Genomic DNA, 18,318 nt, shown 5'->3' with positions numbered 1-18,318 from the left:
GGACATGGCTGAAAACGGAGGCGCATGGCTCGACTTGCGCTGGCAGGCGTTGATCCTGCTGCTGGCGATCGGCGGCGTGATCTACCTGCTGTCGCCGGTGCTGATGCCGTTCGTGGTCGCGGCGCTGTTCGCCTACCTGCTCGATCCGGTGGTCGATCGGCTCGAACCACGCATCGGGCGGAACCTCGCGGTCAGCCTGGTGTTCCTGGTGGCGACGGTCCTGGTCGTCGCGGTGATGCTGGTGCTGGTGCCGTTCATCGAGCGGCAGATCAGCAATTTCCTCGCCCAGCTGCCGGTCTGGCTGAACTGGTTCCAGACCCGCGCGACGCCGTGGCTGGAGGCGCGCTTCGGCATCTCGCCGGACATCCTCGACACGCAGAAGATCTTCGAGACCTTGCAGGCGCACTGGAAGGAAGCCGGCGGCATCGCCGCGACGGTGGTGGCGAAGGTGTCCAAGTCCGGCATGGCCCTGGTCGGCTGGGTGCTGAATCTGGTCATGATTCCGGTGGTCGCGTTCTATCTGCTGCGCGACTGGGACGTGCTGGTCGCGCGCATCCACTCGCTGATCCCGCGCTCGATCGAGCCGGTCGTTTCGCGCCTCTCGCGCGAGTCCGACGATGTGCTCGGCGCGTTCCTGCGCGGCCAACTCAGCGTGATGGTCGCGCTCGGCGTGTTCTACGGCGTCGGCCTGTGGCTGGTCGGCATCAACGTCGGCCCGCTGATCGGCATGATCGCCGGCCTGATCAGCTTCGTGCCGTACCTCGGCGCGATCACCGGCGTGCTGATGGGCGTGATCGCGGCCCTGGTGCAGTACCAGGACTGGTTCCACGTCGCGCTGGTGCTCGGCGTGTTCGTGATCGGGCAGACGCTGGAGGGCTACGTGCTGGTGCCGAAGTTGGTCGGCGACAAGATCGGCCTGCACCCGGTCGCGGTGATCTTCGCCGTGCTCGCCGGCGGCGAGCTGTTCGGCTTCCTCGGCGTGCTGCTCGCGCTGCCGGTCGCTTCGGTGGTGATGGTCCTCCTGCGCTACCTGTACGAGCGCTACACGCAGAGCGAGCTGTACACGACGCGCGCGCATCCGGAGATCATCGTGCCCGGCGCCGAGAGCGTGGTCGTCGTCGCCGCCGACAGCGTCGTCGTCGAAGGCGCGCCGCCGAGGCCGTCGGAGCCGCCCGGCAACGCATGACCGATCAGCTTCCGCTCGCGCTGCGCTGGCCGGCGCACCAGCGTTTCGACAGTTTCGTCGCGGGCGCCAACGCGGCCGCGGTCGAACTGCTCCGCGCGATCGCGCAGGGCGGCGAGGAATCCTGGGCCTATCTGGCCGGCGCGAGCGGCAGCGGCCGCACGCATCTGCTGGTCGCCGCCTGTGCTTGCGCGAACGCCGCCGGCCGCAGCGCGCAGTACTTGTCGCTGGCTGCGCTGCGCACGCGGCGCGCCGAGGCGATTCGCGGCTTCGGTGGCAGCGACCTGCTCGCGATCGACGATCTCGACGCGATCGCCGGCGAGCGCGAAGCCGAGCACGCGCTGTTCGACCTCTACAACCGCTGCCGCGCCGAGCGCGCGAGCCTGCTGTTCGCCGCGACCGCGCCGGCCGCGCAGCTGGGCATCGGGCTGCCGGACCTCGTCTCGCGCCTGTCCGCCTGCACCCAGCTGGCGTTGAAGCCGCTCGACGAGTCGGCACGCCGCGACCTGCTGCGCGACCGCGCGCTGGCCCGCGGCATCGAACTCGACGACGCGGCGCTGGACTGGCTGTTCGCCCGCGGCCGGCGCGATCTCGCCTCGCTGCTGGCCGCGCTCGACCGCATCGACCGCGCCTCGCTGGCCTCGCAGCGGCGCGTGACCGTTCCGTTTCTGCGGTCGTTGCTCGGGAAGGCATTGGACGCGGATGAGAAGGGCGTTTGACGCGGATCAGAGCGCATGGACGCGGATCAGAAAAGCGAATCCGATCGGCGTTCATTTGGTTTGATCCGCGTCCAAAGCTCTTGGCCGGAGCGCGACACTACGGCGTCGAGCCGTGGCGGACGCTCGGGAAAACAAAAACCCTCGACGAGAATCGATGCCTGACCCGGGTCGGATCTTCGAATCAGACGTTTTCTTGATCCGCGTCCATGCGCTCTGATCCGCGTCCAACGCTCCCGCCCTTACCCCCATCGCCCAACTCGCGCAGCTGCTCCACCGTGCCGATGTTGCGCCAGAAGCCGTCGTAGCGTTCGCCGGTCAGGCGCGCATCGCGCATCGCGCGCTGGTACATCGGCAGCAGCTTGAAGCGGCCGTCGGCCTCGCCGGAAACCAGTTCGGGCCGGTAGACGCCGATGTTGCCGAAGGTCAGCCGCTCGCCGGCGCCGTCCTCGTTGAGGCGCGTGCCGTCGAGCCAGAAGTCGCCGCGCGGATGGAAGTCGGGGTTCGGCACCATGATCAGGTGCGCGAGGCCGTCCGGATCGGCCGGCAGCCGGGCGTAGTCGTAGTCGCTGACGATGTCCGCGCTGACCGCGATGAACGGCGTCTCGCCGAGCAGGGGCAGCGCGCGGCGCATGCCGCCGCCGGTTTCCAGCGGCGAGGGGCCTTCGTAGCTGTAGTGGATCGACAGCCGCCAGCGCGAACCGTCGCCGAGCGCGGCCGGAAACTGCTCGGCCAGATGCGAGGTGTTGATCACCACGCGCTCGACGCCGATCGCGGCGAGCTTGTCGAGGTGACGCTCGATCAGCCGCTTGCCGCCGACGTCGAGCAGGGGCTTGGGCGTGGCGTCGGTCAGCGGACGCAGGCGCTCGCCGCGACCGGCGGCGAAGATCAGCGCGCTGCGCAGCTTCATGCGCCTAGCTCGCGCGGCTGCGCGATGTCGCGCTGGCCGAGCGCGCGTTCGAGCAGGTCGGCCAGCGGCGCCAATTCGTGATGCGCGCGCGCGACCGAGATCACGTAGCGCCAGACCAGCGGCAGGTCGCCGAGATATTGCGTCTTACCGTCGCGATAGCAGAGCCGGCAGAACAGGCCGAGCACCTTGAGATGGCGCTGCAGGCCGGTCAGGTCGAACCAACGCCGGAACCTGGCCGCGTCGACGTGCGTGTCGAGCAGGTGCGCGTGCACGAGGCGCTGGCGGTGGCTTTCGAGCCAGCCCTCGACGCGCTCGGCGTCCCAGGCGATGTAGCAATCGCGCAGCAGCGAGGCGAGGTCGTAGGTGACCGGACCGACTACGGCCCCCTGGAAGTCGATGATGCCCGGATTGGGCAGGAGGCCCTCGGTCTTTCGCTGCTGCGAATCCCCGATCGCCGACCCCCAATCCCGGCTCTCCACGACCATCAGATTGCGGCTGTGGTAGTCGCGATGCATGAATCCCTGCGGCTGCTCGCGCACGGCAGCGACCAGCACGTCGTAGGCGGCGTCGATCGTCGCGCGCTGCTGCGTCGAGACTGGCGCGCCGAGATGCCGGCCGAGGAACCACTCCGGCATCAGTTCGAGTTCCATCCGCGCGAAGGCCTCGTCGAACACCGGCAGGCCGGCCGGATCGACGCGCGTCTGCATGTGCAGCAGCGCATCGAGCGCGTCGGCGTAGAGGACGTCCGCGGTCTCGGCGGTCAATTCCGGCAGATACGCGCGTGCGCCGAGGTCTTCCATCAGGATGAAGCCCTGCGCGCGGTCGACCGCGAACACGTCGGGCACGTGCAGGCCCGCCTGGTGCAGTCGGGCACCGATGCCGAGCCAGGGTTCGACGTTCTCCTTGTCCGGCGGCGCGTCCATGACGATGCGCGTGCCGCCGTCCGCGAGCGTCACGCGCCAGTAGCTGCGGAAGCTGGCATCGGCCGAGGCGGGCGCGATCGAGGTGGCCCGGTCAGCGAGCGCTTCGGCCACGAAGTGCGACAGGGCCGCGTGGCGGCCGGAGGAATCGGTCACGCGCATCTCTTCACGAGTCGGACGAGGGCGGCATTGTCCGCGTAGACGCGGCTCCAGTGCCAGCGCATCCGATGGGCGGTCGAAGTGGCGGCGGCCCGCTCCGGCAATTGGCTCCGGGCGCGCGGCGCGCGGTGATACTGTCGCCGTCGCGCGGCGCTGCCTAGGGTAACGGCTCGGCCATCGGGGAATTCGCGTCGTGACGCTCGTCGAGACGACCTTCCGCACAGCTGCATTCGGGTTCTGCCTGCTCGCGGCCGCTGCGGCGTCCGCCGCCGAACCGGCCGGGCGCCAGTCGATCGACGACGCCTGGTTCACCGGGCCGATGCTGGCGCCCTCGGCGGGCACGCTGCCGCGCGGCCACGTGCTCGTCGAGCCGTATCTCTACGACGTGATATCGCCGCGTGCCGACGGCTTCGGCTCGTTGACCTACCTCAACTACGGCCTGACCGATCGCCTCACCGTCGGCCTGATCCCGACCTTCGGCTACAACCGCATCGGCGGCGGCGCCGGCAGCTCGCATCTCGGCGTGGGCGACGTCAGCGTGCAGGCGCAATGGCGCCTGACCCGGTTCGACGCGGACAGCGGCGTGCCGACGATGTCGATCAACGTGCAGCAGTCGCTACCGACCGGCCGGTTCGACCGCCTCGGCGAACGCCCTGGCGACGGGCTCGGCAGCGGCGCGCGCACCACCACGCTCGGCTGGTACATGCAGACGTATTTCTGGATGCCGAACGGGCGCATCCTGCGCACGCGCTTCAATCTTTCGCATGCGTGGTCGCGCAGCGCCGGCGTCGGGGACGTCAGCGTCTACGGCACCGCGCAGGGTTTCCACGGCCGCGCGAAGCCGGGCAGCGTGCAGACCGCCAACCTCGCCTTCGAATACAGCCTCACGCAGAACTGGGCGCTCGCGCTCGACCTGATCTATCGGCACACCGGCGACACAAGCGTCTCCGGCCGTTCTTCACCGTACGTCACGGCGGACGACGTGCGCGTGGAAGGCGGCGCCGGAGCGTCCTTCGCGCTGGCGCCGGCCGTCGAATACAACTGGAGCGCGAATCTCGGCCTGCTGCTCGGCGTGCGCGTGATTCCGCACACGCGCGCCGCCCCGGCGAGCGTGACGCCGGCCGTCGCGCTCAACATGGTGTTCTGAATCTCCGTATTGGGGTGGCGTTCACGGCCTTCCGGTTGCCCAGGTTCGTTGACCCGGGGCCGTCAAATCAGTACCATTTCGGTACGCTTTTAGATCCCCCGGTTCCCATGCTTCGCGTCAGCAAACTGACCGACTACGCCACCGTCGTCATGACCTGCCTCGCGGCGGCCGGCGACGGCGTGCTCAGCGCGCAGGCGCTGGCCGAGCGCGCGCACCTGGAGGCGCCGACGGTCAGCAAGCTGCTCAAGCAGCTCGCACAGGCCGGCTTGGTGGTCTCCACCCGCGGCATCAACGGCGGCTATCGGCTTTCGCGTGCGCCGCGGGAGATCTCGATCGCCGACATCGTCACCGCGATGGAAGGCCCGATCGGCATGACCGAATGCAGCGTGCACGCCGGCGCCTGCGGACACGAGCCGCACTGCGGCGTTCGCGTGAACTGGCAGCGCATCAACCACGCGATCGCGACGGCGCTGGCGGAGGTCAGCCTTGCCGAGATGGTCAAGCCGCCGCCGCGACGCGGCGCGGCGATCCCGCTGCGCGTAGCGGTTTCCTGAGTGCGGGCACGGACACCCGCTTTTGACGTCGCGTTCCGGGACGAACGCAAGGGAAGCAACCCGTAGGCAGCTCCCATGGCCACCGAACGAATCCAGATGGAAAACGAACTGCGCAACCGCGGCGACGCGCCGGCCGGCAACGAGGCCGTCGTCGAGGCCCTGAATCGTCGCTACAGCGCCGGTTTCGTCACCGACATCGAAAGCGAAAGCCTGCCGCCGGGCCTGAACGAGGACGTCGTGCGCGCGATCTCGGCGCGCAAGCAGGAGCCGGAATGGCTGACCGAGTGGCGCCTGAAGGCCTATCGCCACTGGCTGACGATGACGCCGCCGCACTGGGCCAAGCTCGACATCGAGCCGATCGACTTCCAGGCGATCAGCTACTACTCGCAACCGAAGAACCGGCCGAAATCGCTCGACGAGGTCGATCCCAAGCTGCTGGAAACCTACGACAAGCTCGGCGTGCCGCTGCACGAGCGCGCGCGCCTGGCCGGCGTGGCGGTCGACGCGGTGTTCGACTCGGTGTCGGTCGGCACCACGTTCCGCAAGGAGCTGGCCGAGGCCGGCGTGATCTTCTGCTCGATCAGCGAAGCGGTGCGCGAGCATCCCGAGCTCGTGCAGAAATATCTCGGCAGCGTGGTGCCGCCGGGCGACAACTACTTCGCCGCGCTGAACTCGGCCGTGTTCTCCGACGGCTCGTTCGTGTTCGTGCCGAAGGGCGTGCGCTGCCCGATGGAGCTGTCGACGTACTTCCGCATCAACGCGCGCGACACCGGCCAGTTCGAGCGCACGCTGCTGATCGCGGAAGAAGGCGCCAGCGTGTCGTACCTGGAAGGCTGCACCGCGCCGATGCGCGACGAGAACCAGCTGCACGCGGCGGTCGTCGAGCTGGTCGCGCTCGACGACGCCAACATCAAGTATTCGACCGTGCAGAACTGGTATCCGGGCGACGAGAACGGCGTCGGCGGCATCTACAACTTCGTCACCAAGCGCGGCGACTGCCGCGGCGCGCGCTCGAAGATTTCCTGGACCCAGGTCGAGACCGGTTCGGCGATCACCTGGAAATATCCGAGCTGCGTGCTGCGCGGCGACGATTCGGTCGGCGAGTTCAACTCGGTCGCGCTGACGCATCATCGCCAGCAGGCCGACACCGGCACGAAGATGATCCACATCGGCCGCAACACCAAGTCGAAGATCGTCTCCAAAGGCATCAGCGCCGGGCGCGGGCAGAACACCTACCGCGGCCTGGTCAAGGTGGAGAAGGGCGCCGAAGGCGCGCGCAACTACACACAGTGCGATTCGCTGCTGATCGGCAAGAAGTGCGGCGCGCACACCTTCCCGTACATCGAGGTGAAGAATCCCGGCGCGATCGTCGAGCACGAGGCGACCACCTCGAAGATTTCCGACGACCAGCTGTTCTACTGCCGCTCGCGCGGCATCGGCGAGGAAGACGCGGTGTCGATGATCGTCGACGGCTTCTGCAAGCAGGTGTTCAAGGAGCTGCCGATGGAATTCGCCGTCGAGGCGAAGAAGCTGCTCGAGGTGTCGCTCGAAGGCGCGGTGGGCTGAGCATGGACGGGGTCCAAGCCAGCCTCGCGATCCGCGCGGCGCGGCCCGACGACGCGGCGACGATACACGCGCTGGTGTGCGAACTGGCCGAATACGAGAAGCTGCGCCACGAAGTCGACGCGACGGCGGCCGATACCGCCGAGGCGCTGTTCGGCACGCAGCCGCGCGTGTTCGCCGAGATCGCGCGATGGCAGGGCGAGGTCGCCGGCTTCTCGCTGTGGTTCTACAACTACTCGACCTTCCGCGGCCGCCACGGGCTCTACCTCGAGGACCTGTACGTGCGCCCGGCGTTCCGCGGCCGCGGCATCGGCAAGGCGCTGATCGTCAATCTGGCCAGGCGCTGCGTGGCCGAAGGGCTCGCGCGGTTCCAGTGGTCGGTGCTGGACTGGAACACGCCGTCGATCGAGTTCTACCGGTCGCTCGGCGCGAAGCTGACGCCGGAATGGCTCGGCTGCCGCGTCGAAGGCGAGGCGCTGGCCGAATTGGCGGCGAACTGACGGCTTCGTCGTCGCGCCGAAAACCCCGATGAAAAAAGACTTGAGTGAACAGAGCATGCTGAAGATCGAAAACCTCCACGTCCGCGTCGCCGGCAAGGAAATCCTCAAGGGCCTCTCGCTCGACGTGAAGGCGGGGGAGGTGCACGCGATCATGGGGCCGAACGGCGCCGGCAAATCCACGCTCGGCAACGTGCTGGCCGGGCGCGAGGGCTACGAGGTCACGCAGGGCTCGGTCGTCTTCGAAGGCAGGAACCTGCTCGATCTGGAGCCCGAGCAGCGCGCGGCGGAAGGCGTCTTCCTCGCGTTCCAGTACCCGGTCGAGATTCCGGGCGTGAACAACACCTACTTCCTGCGCGCCGCGCTGAACGCGCAGCGCAAGCATCGCGGCGAAGCCGAGCTCGATTCGATGCAGTTCCTCAAGCGGGTGCGCGAGAAGCTCGCCGTCCTGCACCTGAAGGACGAGCTGCTGCACCGCGCGGTCAACGAGGGCTTCTCCGGCGGCGAGAAGAAGCGCAACGAGATCTTCCAGATGGCGCTGCTCGAGCCCAGGCTCGCGATCCTCGACGAGACCGACTCCGGTCTCGACATCGACGCGCTCAAGATGGTCGCCGACGGCGTCAACGCGATGCGCTCGCCCGAGCGCGCGTTCCTGGTCGTCACGCACTATCAGCGCCTGCTCGACTACATCGTGCCGGACTTCGTGCACGTGCTCGCCGACGGCGTCATCGTCGAGTCCGGCGACGCCGGCCTTGCGCACAAGCTCGAGGAACACGGCTACGCCTGGATCGCCGAACGCCACCTGCCCGCCGGCGCCGGTGCCGGAGCGGCGTGATGGCGTCCGTTCCGCACGAGCGCGATCTGCTCGACGAGCTGGGCCGCGGCGACGCCGGCGCGCGCGCGGAGTCCTGGCGCTACAGCAAGACGGCGCTGCGCGCGCTGTCGCAGCAGGATTTCGTCGCGGCCGACGCGCAGGCCGAGCTGCCCGCGGCACTGCTGGCGCAGTTCGACTGGCCGCAGACGCGCGGTCGCCGCGTGGTGCTGGTCAACGGCACGCTCTCGGAGCGGTACTCGGACATGGCCGGCATCGGCGCGTCGATCACCGCCGGCGTGTCGGCCGACAACGTCTATCCGATCCGCATCGACGGCGACGTCGGCGCACCCGTGCACGTGGTGCACGCGAGCGTACCGTCCGCGCAGGCCAGCCGCTGGCGGGCGAGCGCGGAAGTGACGATCGCCAGCGGGCGCGCCTGCATCATCGAGCAGCACCTCGCCGCGGAAGGCGCCGCCGTGTTCGGTTCGCTGCAGCGTCGCTACGAATTGGCCGCCGGCACGCAGCTCGACCTGATCAGCCTGTGCGAGCTGCCGGAATCGGCCGCGCTGTATCGCCTGATCGAGGCGCGCGTCGGCGCGAAGGCGACGCTGCGCGCGACGCACGTGCTGCTCGGCGGCCGCCTGCAGCGCATGGACCTGCAAGTCGATCTCGCCGGCCCCGAGGCGCGCCTGGAATCGCGCGGCGTGTTCGCGCTGCGCGGCCGCGACCACGCCGACACGCAGCTCGACGTGCGCCATCTCGCGCGCGACACCGCCTGCGACATCGTCTGGCGCGGCGTGGCGGACCAGCGCGCGCGCGGAATCTTCCACGGCGCGATCACCGTCGCCGCCGGCGCGGACGGCTCGGACGCCGTGCTGTCGAACAAGAACCTGCTGCTGTCGCCGAACGCCGAGATCGACACGCAGCCGGTGCTGGAAATCTACGCCGACGAGGTGAAGGCGGCGCACGGCGCGACCGTCGGCCAGCTCGACGAGCGCGCCTTGTTCTACCTGCGTTCGCGTGGCATTCCGCTGGCCGAGGCGCGGCGCATGATGGTGACGGCGTTCTGCAGCGAAGTGCTCGCCGGCGTCGCCGACGCGGACCTGCGCGAGCGGCTGGCGCAGCGCGCGCAGGCGGCGCTGCCGACCAGCGCCTGATCGACGGTAACCCCTGTCCGTCGCTCCCGCTCGGCGGGAACGACGGCGACGAAGGTGAAGCAGCCCCGATGACGTTCGACTCCAATCCCTACCGCAAAGACTTCCCGATCCTCGCGCGCGAGGTGCACGGCAAGCCGCTGGTCTACCTCGACAACGCGAACACCTCGCAGAAGCCGCAGGTGGTCATCGACGCGGTGGATCGTTTCTATCGCGAGACCAACGCCAACGTCGCGCGCGCGGTGCATTCGCTCGGCGAGGCGGCGACCTCGGCCTACGAGGGAGCGCGCGACAAGCTGGCGCGCTTCATCAACGCGCCGACGCGCGACGAGGTGATCTTCACCAGCGGCACCACGCAGGCGATCAACACGGTCGCCTACAGCTACGCGCTGCCGCGCCTGCAGCCCGGCGACGAGATCCTCGTCACCACGATGGAGCACCACGCGAACATCGTGCCCTGGCAGCTGGTCGCCGCGCGCACCGGCGCGAAGGTGATCGCCGCGCCGATCACACCGGACGGCGAATTGATCGTCGAGGAGTTCGTCGCGCGCCTGACTCCGCGCGTGAAGCTGGCCGGCGTGACGCACGTCTCCAACGTGCTCGGCACCGTCAATCCGGTGCGCGAGCTGGCCAAGGCCTGCCGCACGCGCGGAATCCCGCTGCTCGTCGACGGCTCGCAGGCCGCGCCTCATCTGCCGATCGACGTGCAGGCGCTCGGCTGCGACTTCTACGCGCTGACCGGGCACAAGCTGTTCGGCCCGACCGGCACCGGCATCCTGTGGGCGCGCAAGGACCTGCTGGCCGAGATGCCGCCGTTCTTCGGCGGCGGCGAGATGATCCGCACGGTCAGTTTCGACGGCACCACCTTCGCCGACGCGCCGCACAAGTTCGAGGCCGGCACGCCAAACATCGCCGGCTTCGTCGGCCTCGGCGCCGCCGTCGACTACGTCAACGGCGTCGGCTTCGAGGCGATCGGCGCACGCGAGCGCGACCTGCTCGCCTATGCGACGGCGGCGCTGGAATCGGTGCCGGGCCTGCGCCTGTTCGGCCGCGCGAAGGAGAAGGCGGCGGTGCTGTCGTTCCTGATCGACGGCGTGCACGCGCACGACCTGGCGACCCTGCTCGACCACGAGGGCGTCGCGGTGCGCTCAGGCCACCATTGCGCGCATCCGCTGATGCAGTTCTACGGCGTGCCGGCGACCGCGCGCGCGTCGCTGGCGTTCTACAACGTGCGCGAGGAGGTCGACGCGCTCGTCGCGGCGATCGCCAAGGTGCGCAAGCTGCTCGGATGATTCCGCTCGTCTTCGCGGAACGCGGACTTCGAGCGGCGGCCGTGCGCGGCGGCGCTCGCCGATGAATCCCCTCTACGCGCCGCTCGTGCTCGAGCACTACCGCCAACCGCGCGGCCGCGGCGCGCTGCCGCGATGCACGCACGCCGCCGACGGCGTCAACCCGCTGTGCGGCGATGCGCTGCGCATCGAGTTGCGTTGCGAGGACGGGCGCGTGGCCGAGTTCGCCTTCTCCGGCGAGTCCTGCGCGATCACCACGGCGACCGCGTCGATGCTCGGCGAACTGGTGCGCGGGGCGACGCCGGCCGAACTCGACGCGCTGGCGCAGCGGTTCGCGCAGCTGATCGAGGGCGCCGACGAAGATGCGGCGTTCGGTCCGTTGAACGCGATGCGCGCCCTGCAGCATCATGCGGCACGGCGCAAATGCGCGCTGCTGCCCTGGGCCACGCTGCGCGCCGCGCTCGCCGGCCTTCCGACCATCAGCACCGAAACGGAGCACGCATGAACACCGCCACCGCTACCGCACCGATCGCGTTCCGCGCCGCGACCGCGGCCGATGTGGCGGCGATCGTCGCCCTGGTCGAATCGGCCTATCGCGGCGACGCGAGCAGGCAGGGCTGGACCACCGAGGCCGACATGCTCGAAGGCCAGCGCACCGATCCGCAGGGCGTCGCCGAGCTGATCGGCCGATCCGGTCTCGGCTGCCGCGTGCTGCTCGGCGAGTCCGAGGCGGGGCTGCTGGCCTGCGCGCACGTCGAAGCCGTGCCGGGCGAGGGCGGCGCCAAGGCCGGCTACTTCGGCATGTTCTCGGTGCGGCCGCAGCTGCAGGGCGGCGGCGTCGGCCGCGCGATGCTCGGCGAGGCCGAGCGCATCGCGCGCGAGGAATGGGGCTGCGCGGAAATGCAGATGACGGTGATCTCAATTCGCGACGAGCTGATCGCCTGGTACGAGCGGCGCGGCTACCGCCGCACCGGCAAGTACAAGCCGTTCCCGTACGGCGACGAGCGGTTCGGCATTCCGAAGCGCGACGATCTGCGCTTCGAGCTGCTGGTGAAGCCGCTGTGAGCGGCTGGGTGCGCGTGTGCACGCGCGCGGAACTGCTGCCGGGCGAGTACCGCAATGTCTACGACGGCGACACGCCGATCGCGGTGTTCAATCTCGACGGCGAGCTGTACGCGATCGAAGACGTCTGCACGCACGACGGCGGCGACCTGACCGGCGGCCTCGTCGAGGGACGCGAGATCGAATGCCCGCGCCACGGCGCGCGCTTCGACATCACCACCGGCGCGGTGCTGTGTCCGCCGGCTTACGAGCCGATCGCCAAGTTCCCGGTGAAGCTCGAGGACGACGTCGTCTACACGCGCGACGACCGCTGGGACTGAGCCGGACGATCCAGGGGATCGGCAGCCGGACTCACGCGGCCGCGAGCGGCACGAAGTGCAGCGTCACGCGCAGCCCGCGGCCGTCGCGGCCGCGGTCGAAGGCGACCTCGGCGCGATGGCGTTCGGCGATGCGGCGCACGATGGCGAGGCCGAGGCCGGAGCCCTCGCGGCGGCTGTCCGGCGGGCGGAAGAAGCGCTCGCCGAGGCGCGGCCACCATTCCGGCGCGACGCCGGGGCCGGAATCCTCCACCGCCAGCGCGATCGCGTTCGCCTCCCGCGCGAGCGAGATCGTCACCGTGCCGTCGCGGCCGGCGTAGCTGAGCGCGTTGTCGACCAGGTTGACCAGCGCCTCGCGCAGCATGACCGCGTCGCCGGTGACGACCAGGCCGTCGGACGGTCCTTCGTAGCCGAGGTCGATGCGCGCGGCGAGCGCGTCCGGAACGCGCTCGCTGGCGTAGCTGCGCGCCAGGCGCGCCAGATCGACCGCGCAGGTGGCGGCGTCGTCCTCGCCGACGGCTTGCGCGCGCGCCAGCGCGAGCAGCTGGCCGGCGGCGCGGCCGGCGCCGGCCGACAGGCGCTCGACGTGCGCGAGCGCGTCGCGCACGCTGTCGGGCCGTGGATCGGCCAGCGCGCGCTCGGCTTGCAGGCGCAGGCCGGCCAGCGGCGTGCGCAGCTGATGCGCGGCGTCGGCGATGAAGCGTTCCTGCAGTTCGAGCAGTTCGCGCAGCCGCGCGAACAGCGCGTCGATGGTGCGCGTGAGTGGGCGGATCTCGACCGGCACCTGGCTCTGATCCAGTGCCGAGAGGTCGCGCGCGCGGCGCTGTGCGATCTGCTGGGTCAGCGGATCGAGCAGATCCAGGCCGCGGCTGACGCCGAACCAGACCAGCACCAGCACGACGACGATCAGCAGCAGCACGATCGGCGAGGTGCCGATCAGGATCTCGCGCGCCAGTTCGCGCCGCTGGTCCAGCGCCTCGGCCATCGAGATGACGACGGTGTCGGCGGTGTCGTCCTGCGCCAGCGCCAGCGTGGCCATGCGCAGCTCGCGTTTGCCGAGGCGGATCGAATCCAGCCGCGGTGCGGCGCCGATGGCCGGCAGGACCGGCGGCAGCGGCAGGTCCAGGTTCGAGGCGAGCATGCCGTGGTGCAGACTGCGCACGGCGTAGTAGGTGGGGTTGTCGGTGTCGTATTCGATCAGGATCCGCACCTGCGGACTGAGCTCCTGATGGCCGGCCTCGCTGCGCGTCATGCGTTCGAGCATCAGCGCGCCCTCGACCAGCGAGCGGTCGTAGTTGACGTTGGCGTAGTGCAGCGCGAGCACGTAGATCAGAGCGCCGCTGCCGAGCCAGGCCAGCACCATCGGCACGACCAGGATCGTCAGCAGGCGCCGCCGCAGGCTGGGCGGACGGTCAGCGCGCATCGGTTCGCGGCTGCGGTGCGTGCATGGGCCTACTCGCCGTCGCCGGCTTCGAGCAGGTAGCCGAGGCCACGCACGGTGCGGATGCGCACGCCGCTGCCTTCCAGCTTGCGCCGCAGCCGATAGACGGCGATGTCGAGGCCGTTGTCGGTCAGCGTGGTGTCCCAGGTGCACAGGGCGTCGATCAGCTGCTCGCGGCTCATCACGCGGTCGAGCCGCGCGGCCAGCGCCTCGAGCAGGCCGAATTCGCGCGGCGTCAGTTCCAGCGGCTCGTCGCCGACGTGCGCGCGCCGGCGCGGCAGGTCGATGCGCAGGTGGCCGATGCTGAGTTCCGGCACGCCCTGCGTGGTGCGCCGGCGCAGCAGGGCGCGCACGCGCGCCTCGAACTCGCGCAACGCGAAAGGTTTCACGAGGTAGTCGTCGGCGCCGAGGTCGAGCGCGTGCACGCGCTCCTCCAGCGCCTCGCGCGCGGTCGCCACCAGCACCGGTACCGAATCCGCTCGCAGGCGCAGGCGACGCAGCAGCTCGATGCCGTCGACGTCGGGCAGGCCGAGGTCGAGCACGATCAGATCGTAGGGATGGTCGCGCAGCGCCGCGTCCGCCAGCCGCCCGCTGGCGAGGCGGTCGACGGCGTGGCCGGCGTTCGTCAGGGCCGCGCCGATCGCATCGGCGATCGCGGCTTCGTCTTCGATGACCAGTACGCGCACGACGGCATTCTAACTCCGCGCGCCGCTTTCATCGTCGGCGAAGTTTTCCTGCGCACGCCGCAAGCCTGCGCCGACTTCCGCCGCCGCGAGCGCGGGTCGCGCGCTCAAGGCTCCGCTTCCAGGCGTTGCAGCAGCGCGGCCCGGTAGGTCGACTCGAAGTGCCAGCCGTCGTCGCTCCGCACCAGCTGGCCGTTGCCGGCGCGGGCCTTGAACCAGTCCTCGACGAAGCCCGCGGCCCAGCCGCCGGTGCCGAAGTTCGCGCTGCCGACCATGGCGATGACGCCGGGGTAGGACTGCAGGAACCCTTCCATCGACTTGACCGGCCGGTTGTGGCTGAGCAGCAGGAACTGCACGTCGTACAGGGACTGCGAGCGCTCGTCCGCGTGCAGGGCGAAATGACCCTTCTCCTCGACGATGGTTTCAGCGAGGCGGCGGATGATCGCCGGCATGCGCGGGTCCGGCCAGGTCGCGCACAACGTCTGCAGGCGCTTGTTGAACGGCGCGTTGCGTACGTGTTCGAGCGCGTCGCGCTTCACCTCCTCCGGATCGTCCTCATAGACCGACTCGTGCACGAGTCCGCGCACGAAGGTCTCGAAATCCGCCGCGAGCCAGGTGATGCGGTAGTCGTGTCCCTGATCGACGTGCACGACCTGCGGTTCGCCCCGCGGGCCGCACGCGCGGTAGTCGAGCGCGATCATGTCGTGTCCGGCCGACGGGCAGTCGCCGAAGTACACGCCGATGTCCGGGTAGTCCCAGTGCTCGATCTTGAAGCGGCTGCCGAGGCCGCCGCACAGGCTCCAGGTCTTCTCGCCGCCGATGCCCTTGAACGCGCTGATCGCGACGTGGTCCGGCGCCCACGAGACCGGCTCATCGGTCGGGAAGCAGCGGTTCCGCGGGATACCGCCGTTCTGCGACTGCATCAGCGCTACGTAGCTGGCCGGCAGCCGGTAGCCGAGCTCGGCCTCGACGGCGGCGATCGTCGCCGGCGTCGGCGGTGGCTCGACGTACTCCTTGCGCGCGTAGTCGCTGTCCTTCCAGAAGCAGCCGAGGTCGAAGTCGGCGAAGCAGGGGGATGGGGGAGGCGCACTCATGCCGGCGGGTTGATTCGCGAATGGGGCATCGCTCGCCCGGTGCGGCAATGTAGCCGATCGCCCCGACGGCGGGCACCGGATCGCGCCGCGCACGGGCCCATGGCGCCGTCGTCGGCGTCGCGCCGCGGTCTGTCGTATCGTGCGGGCGTCGACGATGCGCTCGATACGAGAGGACGAGGACATGACCGAAGAGGCGGCGGACGGAGAATACCTGGTGATCTCGCGCGGCCAGTGGGATGCGGACAAGTCGCCGGAGGAAATCCAGCAGGCGATCGACGCGTTCTACGCATGGCACGAACGCCTGGTCGCGGACGGCAAGGCGCGTCCGGGACAGCGTCTGGCGCGTGCCGGGCGGCGCGCATCGCGCGACGGCATCCTCGACGGCCCGTTCGCCGAGGCGAAGGAGGTCATCGGCGGCTACTGGTTCTTCTACGCCGCCAGTCTCGACGAAGCGGCCGAGCTCGCCGCGCGCAATCCCTGCGTGGCCTGCGGTCTCAGCTTCGACGTGCGCCCGATCGAGCCCGAACGCGCCAGCGCGTACCGGCCGGGCAACGAGACTCCGCGCGCCGGCGGTGCCTGAGCGCTGTCGCCCGCCATTCTTTATTGAGAGTGATTCTCATTTGTGATGTAATCCGGCGCGATGTTGCGCGACGCCGGTGCTGCCGGCCGTCGCGCACGGGATCGTGAAGGCGCATTCGGCGCCGTCCATCGAGGAAGGCATGACGGAAGCGGCGCGCATCGAGCGGAAGCCCGATCCGAAACGGCGCGCGTACTGGCTGAAGACGCTGCACCAGTGGCATTGGATCAGCTCGGCCGTGTGCCTGGTCGCGCTGGTGCTGTTCAGCGTGACCGGATTCACGCTGAATCACGCGCGGCAGATCGAAGGCAAGCCGGCGGTGAGCACGCGCGAAGGGCAGCTGCCGGCCGAGTGGCTGGCGCGCCTGTCGGGCCACGCGGACAAGGACACGGCGCCGCTGCCGGCCGCGGTGCGCGACTGGCTCGCGCGCGAGCTGGACGTCGAGGTCGGCGAGCGCGCGGCGGAGTGGTCGGACGGCGAGGCGTACGTGTCGATGCCGCGGCCGGGCGGCGACGCCTGGCTCAGCATCGATCTCGACAGCGGCAAGGTGCAGTACGAGAAGACCGATCGCGGCTGGATCTCGTACTTCAACGACCTGCACAAGGGACGCAACGCCGGCACGTTGTGGAGCTGGTTCATCGACCTGTTCGCGCTGGCGAGCCTGGTGTTCGCGCTGACCGGCCTGTTCCTGCTCTGGCTGCACGGCAGGCAGCGGCCGCTGACCTGGCCGATCGTCGCGTTCGGGTTGCTGCTGCCGTTGCTGATCGCTCTGCTTTTCATTCACTGACGAGGTCGTTCATGCGTGCACCCATCCTCATCGCCTGCCTCGCGCTCGCCGCTCCCTCCGCGTTCGCCGCGACGGCGCAGGTCAGCGTCGAGATTCCGCGGCTCGACGTGGCCGAGTACCACCGCCCCTACGTCGCGGTGTGGATCGAGCGCGAGGACCGCAGCGTCGCGGCGAACCTGGCCGTCTGGTACCAGAACAAGGACGGCAAGGACGCCAAGTCCGGCAAGTCCGAGCCCGGCACGAAGTGGCTGGCGGACCTGCGCCAGTGGTGGCGCCGCAGCGGCCGCGAGCAGACCTTCCCGATCGACGGCGTCAGCGGCGCGACGCGCCCGGCCGGCCAGCACCAGTTGAGCTTCTCCAGCGACAAGGCGCCGCTGGCCGGGCTCGCGGTCGGCAAGTACAAGCTGGTCGTCGAGGCCTCGCGCGAAGTCGGCGGGCACGAACTGTTGAGCATCCCGTTCGACTGGCCGCCGCAGGCGCCGCAGCATCTTTCCGCGCAGGGCGAGCACGAGCTCGGCGCGTTGCGTTTCGATCTGAATCCTTGATCAGGAGCTGTCCGATGAATCCGATGACGAAGTGGAGCGCGCTCGCGCTCGCCGCCTGCCTACCGATGGCCGCCTCGGCGCACAAGGCGTTCCTGGTGCCGTCGACGACGGTGCTGTCCGACGGCGACGACGCTTGGGTCACGGTCGACGCGGCCGCGTCGAACGACCTGTTCAATTTCAACCACCGGCCGCTGCCGCTCGACAATCTCCTCGTCACCGGGCCTGACGGCGCCAAGGTCGAGGCCGAGCACGTCGCCAAGGGCGAAGTGCGCAGCTCGTTCGACGTGCATCTGACCAAGCCCGGCACCTACCGCGTCGCGCTGGCCAACAGCGGCGTGTCGGCGAGCTACGTCGACGCCAAGGGCGAGAAGAAGCGCTGGCGCGGCACTGTCGAGAAGCTCGGCGAGATTCCGGCCGACGCGAAGGACGTCGAGATCGCGCAGTACGATTCCGCCGTCGCCACGTTCGTCACGCTGGGCAAGCCGAGCGACGGCGTGCTCAAGCCGAGCGGTCACGGCCTGGAGCTGGTGCCGGTGACGCATCCGAACGATCTCTACGTCGGCGAGGCGGCCAAGTTCCGCTTCCTGCTCGACGGCAAGCCGGCGAAGGACCTGAAGGTCAGCGTGCTCGCCGGCGGCACGCGCTATCGCAACAAGCAGGACGAAATGACCCTCACCACCGACGCCAACGGCGAGTTCTCGGTGACCTGGCCGACGCCGGGCCTGTACTGGCTGAACGCGGCGCTGGAAGGCCAGAAGCCGACCGTCGCCAAGGCCAAGGACCGTCGCCTGGGCTACACGGCGACGCTGGAAGTGCTGCCGCAGTAAACGCCGCTTGATGATCCTTCCGTCCCGACGTTCGGGGACACCAGGAAAGCCATTGCTCGCAGAGGCGCAGAGACGCAGA

General features: G+C 69.6%; 21 protein-coding genes. 16 read left to right on the top strand and 5 right to left on the bottom strand.

All coding sequences use genetic code 11. The annotated features are described in order from the left end of the window. The first annotated feature begins 4 nt into the window (after positions 1–4). Both J7520_RS09950 and hda read left to right on the top strand, forming a co-directional pair. Positions 5–1,186, top strand: coding sequence for an AI-2E family transporter (locus J7520_RS09950; RefSeq protein WP_291187465.1), 1,182 nt, complete (start codon positions 5–7; stop codon positions 1,184–1,186). Beyond that, positions 1,183–1,902 carry a DnaA regulatory inactivator Hda gene (gene hda, locus J7520_RS09945; protein ID WP_291187462.1) on the top strand — a complete coding sequence of 240 codons (720 nt, stop codon included), beginning with the start codon at positions 1,183–1,185 and terminating at the stop codon, positions 1,900–1,902. The genes J7520_RS09950 and hda overlap by 4 nt, the downstream gene beginning before the upstream one ends. A 181-nt stretch (positions 1,903–2,083) precedes the next feature. On the opposite strand, the gene murU is transcribed toward hda, so the two are convergent. Then, positions 2,084–2,803 carry an N-acetylmuramate alpha-1-phosphate uridylyltransferase MurU gene (gene murU, locus J7520_RS09940; RefSeq protein WP_291187808.1) on the bottom strand — a complete coding sequence of 240 codons (720 nt, stop codon included), beginning with the start codon at positions 2,801–2,803 and terminating at the stop codon, positions 2,084–2,086. Between the two features lie 2 nt (positions 2,804–2,805). Continuing rightward, positions 2,806–3,885 carry a phosphotransferase gene (locus tag J7520_RS09935; RefSeq protein ID WP_291187459.1) on the bottom strand — a complete coding sequence of 360 codons (1,080 nt, stop codon included), beginning with the start codon at positions 3,883–3,885 and terminating at the stop codon, positions 2,806–2,808. 196 nt (positions 3,886–4,081) lie between these two features. Between J7520_RS09935 and J7520_RS09930 the strand changes: the two genes are divergently transcribed. The 10 genes from J7520_RS09930 (at position 4,082) to J7520_RS09885 (ending at position 12,288) form a co-directional block, all read left to right on the top strand. Beyond that, positions 4,082–5,035: a transporter gene (locus J7520_RS09930; RefSeq protein ID WP_291187456.1), complete on the top strand. Its 954-nt coding sequence runs from the start codon at positions 4,082–4,084 to the stop codon at positions 5,033–5,035. A gap of 107 nt (positions 5,036–5,142) precedes the next feature. Next, a complete protein-coding gene (locus tag J7520_RS09925) occupies positions 5,143–5,589 on the top strand; it encodes an SUF system Fe-S cluster assembly regulator (protein WP_291187453.1) in 447 nt (148 codons plus the stop codon). A 96-nt stretch (positions 5,590–5,685) separates the two neighbouring features. After that, a complete protein-coding gene (gene sufB, locus J7520_RS09920; protein ID WP_291187806.1) occupies positions 5,686–7,155 on the top strand; it encodes a Fe-S cluster assembly protein SufB in 1,470 nt (489 codons plus the stop codon). A 2-nt stretch (positions 7,156–7,157) separates the two neighbouring features. Next, positions 7,158–7,652, top strand: coding sequence for a GNAT family N-acetyltransferase (locus J7520_RS09915; RefSeq protein ID WP_291187451.1), 495 nt, complete (start codon positions 7,158–7,160; stop codon positions 7,650–7,652). Between the two features lie 55 nt (positions 7,653–7,707). Then, positions 7,708–8,484, top strand: a complete 777-nt coding sequence (gene sufC, locus J7520_RS09910; protein WP_291187448.1) for a Fe-S cluster assembly ATPase SufC — start codon at positions 7,708–7,710, stop codon at positions 8,482–8,484. Next, positions 8,484–9,620, top strand: coding sequence for a Fe-S cluster assembly protein SufD (gene sufD, locus J7520_RS09905; RefSeq protein WP_291187446.1), 1,137 nt, complete (start codon positions 8,484–8,486; stop codon positions 9,618–9,620). The genes sufC and sufD overlap by 1 nt, the downstream gene beginning before the upstream one ends. Before the next feature lie 68 nt (positions 9,621–9,688). Further along, a complete protein-coding gene (locus tag J7520_RS09900) occupies positions 9,689–10,909 on the top strand; it encodes a cysteine desulfurase (RefSeq protein WP_291187443.1) in 1,221 nt (406 codons plus the stop codon). A gap of 61 nt (positions 10,910–10,970) precedes the next feature. Further along, the gene (sufU, locus tag J7520_RS09895; RefSeq protein ID WP_291187442.1) at positions 10,971–11,411 is read left to right on the top strand and encodes a Fe-S cluster assembly sulfur transfer protein SufU; all 441 of its coding nucleotides are present in this window, start codon (positions 10,971–10,973) and stop codon (positions 11,409–11,411) included. After that, positions 11,408–11,971 (top strand): GNAT family N-acetyltransferase, encoded by a 564-nt coding sequence (locus J7520_RS09890; protein ID WP_291187440.1) that lies wholly within the window; start codon positions 11,408–11,410, stop codon positions 11,969–11,971. The genes sufU and J7520_RS09890 overlap by 4 nt, the downstream gene beginning before the upstream one ends. Then, on the top strand, positions 11,968–12,288 hold the full coding sequence (locus J7520_RS09885) for a non-heme iron oxygenase ferredoxin subunit (protein ID WP_291187438.1): 321 nt from the start codon (positions 11,968–11,970) through the stop codon (positions 12,286–12,288). The genes J7520_RS09890 and J7520_RS09885 overlap by 4 nt, the downstream gene beginning before the upstream one ends. Before the next feature lie 31 nt (positions 12,289–12,319). Here J7520_RS09885 and J7520_RS09880 read toward each other — a convergent pair whose 3' ends face one another. The 3 genes from J7520_RS09880 to J7520_RS09870 form a co-directional block, all read right to left on the bottom strand. Beyond that, a complete protein-coding gene (locus J7520_RS09880; RefSeq protein WP_291187436.1) occupies positions 12,320–13,708 on the bottom strand; it encodes a sensor histidine kinase in 1,389 nt (462 codons plus the stop codon). Positions 13,709–13,737: 29 nt separating this feature from the next. Then, positions 13,738–14,412 carry a response regulator transcription factor gene (locus J7520_RS09875; protein WP_291187434.1) on the bottom strand — a complete coding sequence of 225 codons (675 nt, stop codon included), beginning with the start codon at positions 14,410–14,412 and terminating at the stop codon, positions 13,738–13,740. A gap of 104 nt (positions 14,413–14,516) precedes the next feature. Beyond that, entirely contained in the window at positions 14,517–15,503 is a 987-nt protein-coding gene (locus J7520_RS09870; RefSeq protein ID WP_291187431.1) for an SMI1/KNR4 family protein, read from the bottom strand. Between the two features lie 154 nt (positions 15,504–15,657). Between J7520_RS09870 and J7520_RS09865 the strand changes: the two genes are divergently transcribed. The 4 genes from J7520_RS09865 (at position 15,658) to J7520_RS09850 (ending at position 18,239) form a co-directional block, all read left to right on the top strand. Further along, positions 15,658–16,083, top strand: coding sequence for a YciI family protein (locus tag J7520_RS09865; RefSeq protein ID WP_291187429.1), 426 nt, complete (start codon positions 15,658–15,660; stop codon positions 16,081–16,083). Between the two features lie 139 nt (positions 16,084–16,222). Continuing rightward, complete coding sequence (locus J7520_RS09860; RefSeq protein WP_291187803.1) at positions 16,223–16,867, top strand: PepSY-associated TM helix domain-containing protein; 645 nt, start codon at positions 16,223–16,225, stop codon at positions 16,865–16,867. An 11-nt stretch (positions 16,868–16,878) separates the two neighbouring features. Then, positions 16,879–17,412, top strand: a complete 534-nt coding sequence (locus J7520_RS09855; RefSeq protein WP_291187427.1) for a DUF2271 domain-containing protein — start codon at positions 16,879–16,881, stop codon at positions 17,410–17,412. A gap of 23 nt (positions 17,413–17,435) precedes the next feature. Next, positions 17,436–18,239, top strand: coding sequence for a DUF4198 domain-containing protein (locus tag J7520_RS09850; RefSeq protein ID WP_291187800.1), 804 nt, complete (start codon positions 17,436–17,438; stop codon positions 18,237–18,239). Positions 18,240–18,318 lie beyond the last annotated feature (79 nt).

It is taken from the genome of Dokdonella sp., from assembly GCF_017744955.1.
Classification (GTDB): Bacteria; Pseudomonadota; Gammaproteobacteria; order Xanthomonadales; family Rhodanobacteraceae; genus Dokdonella_A.
Note: the sequence above shows the minus strand (reverse complement) of the source record. Positions and strands in the feature narration are given on the sequence as shown.

Excerpts from the sequence above, each read along its gene's own strand:
- J7520_RS09950 (WP_291187465.1), top strand. The coding sequence starts at position 5 with ATGGCTGAAAACGGAGGCGCATGGCTCGACTTGCGCTGGCAGGCGTTG.
- hda (WP_291187462.1), top strand. The coding sequence starts at position 1,183 with ATGACCGATCAGCTTCCGCTCGCGCTGCGCTGGCCGGCGCACCAGCGT.
- J7520_RS09925 (WP_291187453.1), top strand. The coding sequence starts at position 5,143 with ATGCTTCGCGTCAGCAAACTGACCGACTACGCCACCGTCGTCATGACC.
- sufB (WP_291187806.1), top strand. The coding sequence starts at position 5,686 with ATGGAAAACGAACTGCGCAACCGCGGCGACGCGCCGGCCGGCAACGAG.
- J7520_RS09915 (WP_291187451.1), top strand. The coding sequence starts at position 7,158 with ATGGACGGGGTCCAAGCCAGCCTCGCGATCCGCGCGGCGCGGCCCGAC.
- sufC (WP_291187448.1), top strand. The coding sequence starts at position 7,708 with ATGCTGAAGATCGAAAACCTCCACGTCCGCGTCGCCGGCAAGGAAATC.
- sufD (WP_291187446.1), top strand. The coding sequence starts at position 8,484 with ATGGCGTCCGTTCCGCACGAGCGCGATCTGCTCGACGAGCTGGGCCGC.
- J7520_RS09900 (WP_291187443.1), top strand. The coding sequence starts at position 9,689 with ATGACGTTCGACTCCAATCCCTACCGCAAAGACTTCCCGATCCTCGCG.
- sufU (WP_291187442.1), top strand. The coding sequence starts at position 10,971 with ATGAATCCCCTCTACGCGCCGCTCGTGCTCGAGCACTACCGCCAACCG.
- J7520_RS09890 (WP_291187440.1), top strand. The coding sequence starts at position 11,408 with ATGAACACCGCCACCGCTACCGCACCGATCGCGTTCCGCGCCGCGACC.
- J7520_RS09880 (WP_291187436.1), bottom strand. The coding sequence starts at position 13,708 with ATGCGCGCTGACCGTCCGCCCAGCCTGCGGCGGCGCCTGCTGACGATC.
- J7520_RS09870 (WP_291187431.1), bottom strand. The coding sequence starts at position 15,503 with ATGAGTGCGCCTCCCCCATCCCCCTGCTTCGCCGACTTCGACCTCGGC.
- J7520_RS09865 (WP_291187429.1), top strand. The coding sequence starts at position 15,658 with ATGCGCTCGATACGAGAGGACGAGGACATGACCGAAGAGGCGGCGGAC.
- J7520_RS09860 (WP_291187803.1), top strand. The coding sequence starts at position 16,223 with ATGACGGAAGCGGCGCGCATCGAGCGGAAGCCCGATCCGAAACGGCGC.
- J7520_RS09855 (WP_291187427.1), top strand. The coding sequence starts at position 16,879 with ATGCGTGCACCCATCCTCATCGCCTGCCTCGCGCTCGCCGCTCCCTCC.
- J7520_RS09850 (WP_291187800.1), top strand. The coding sequence starts at position 17,436 with ATGACGAAGTGGAGCGCGCTCGCGCTCGCCGCCTGCCTACCGATGGCC.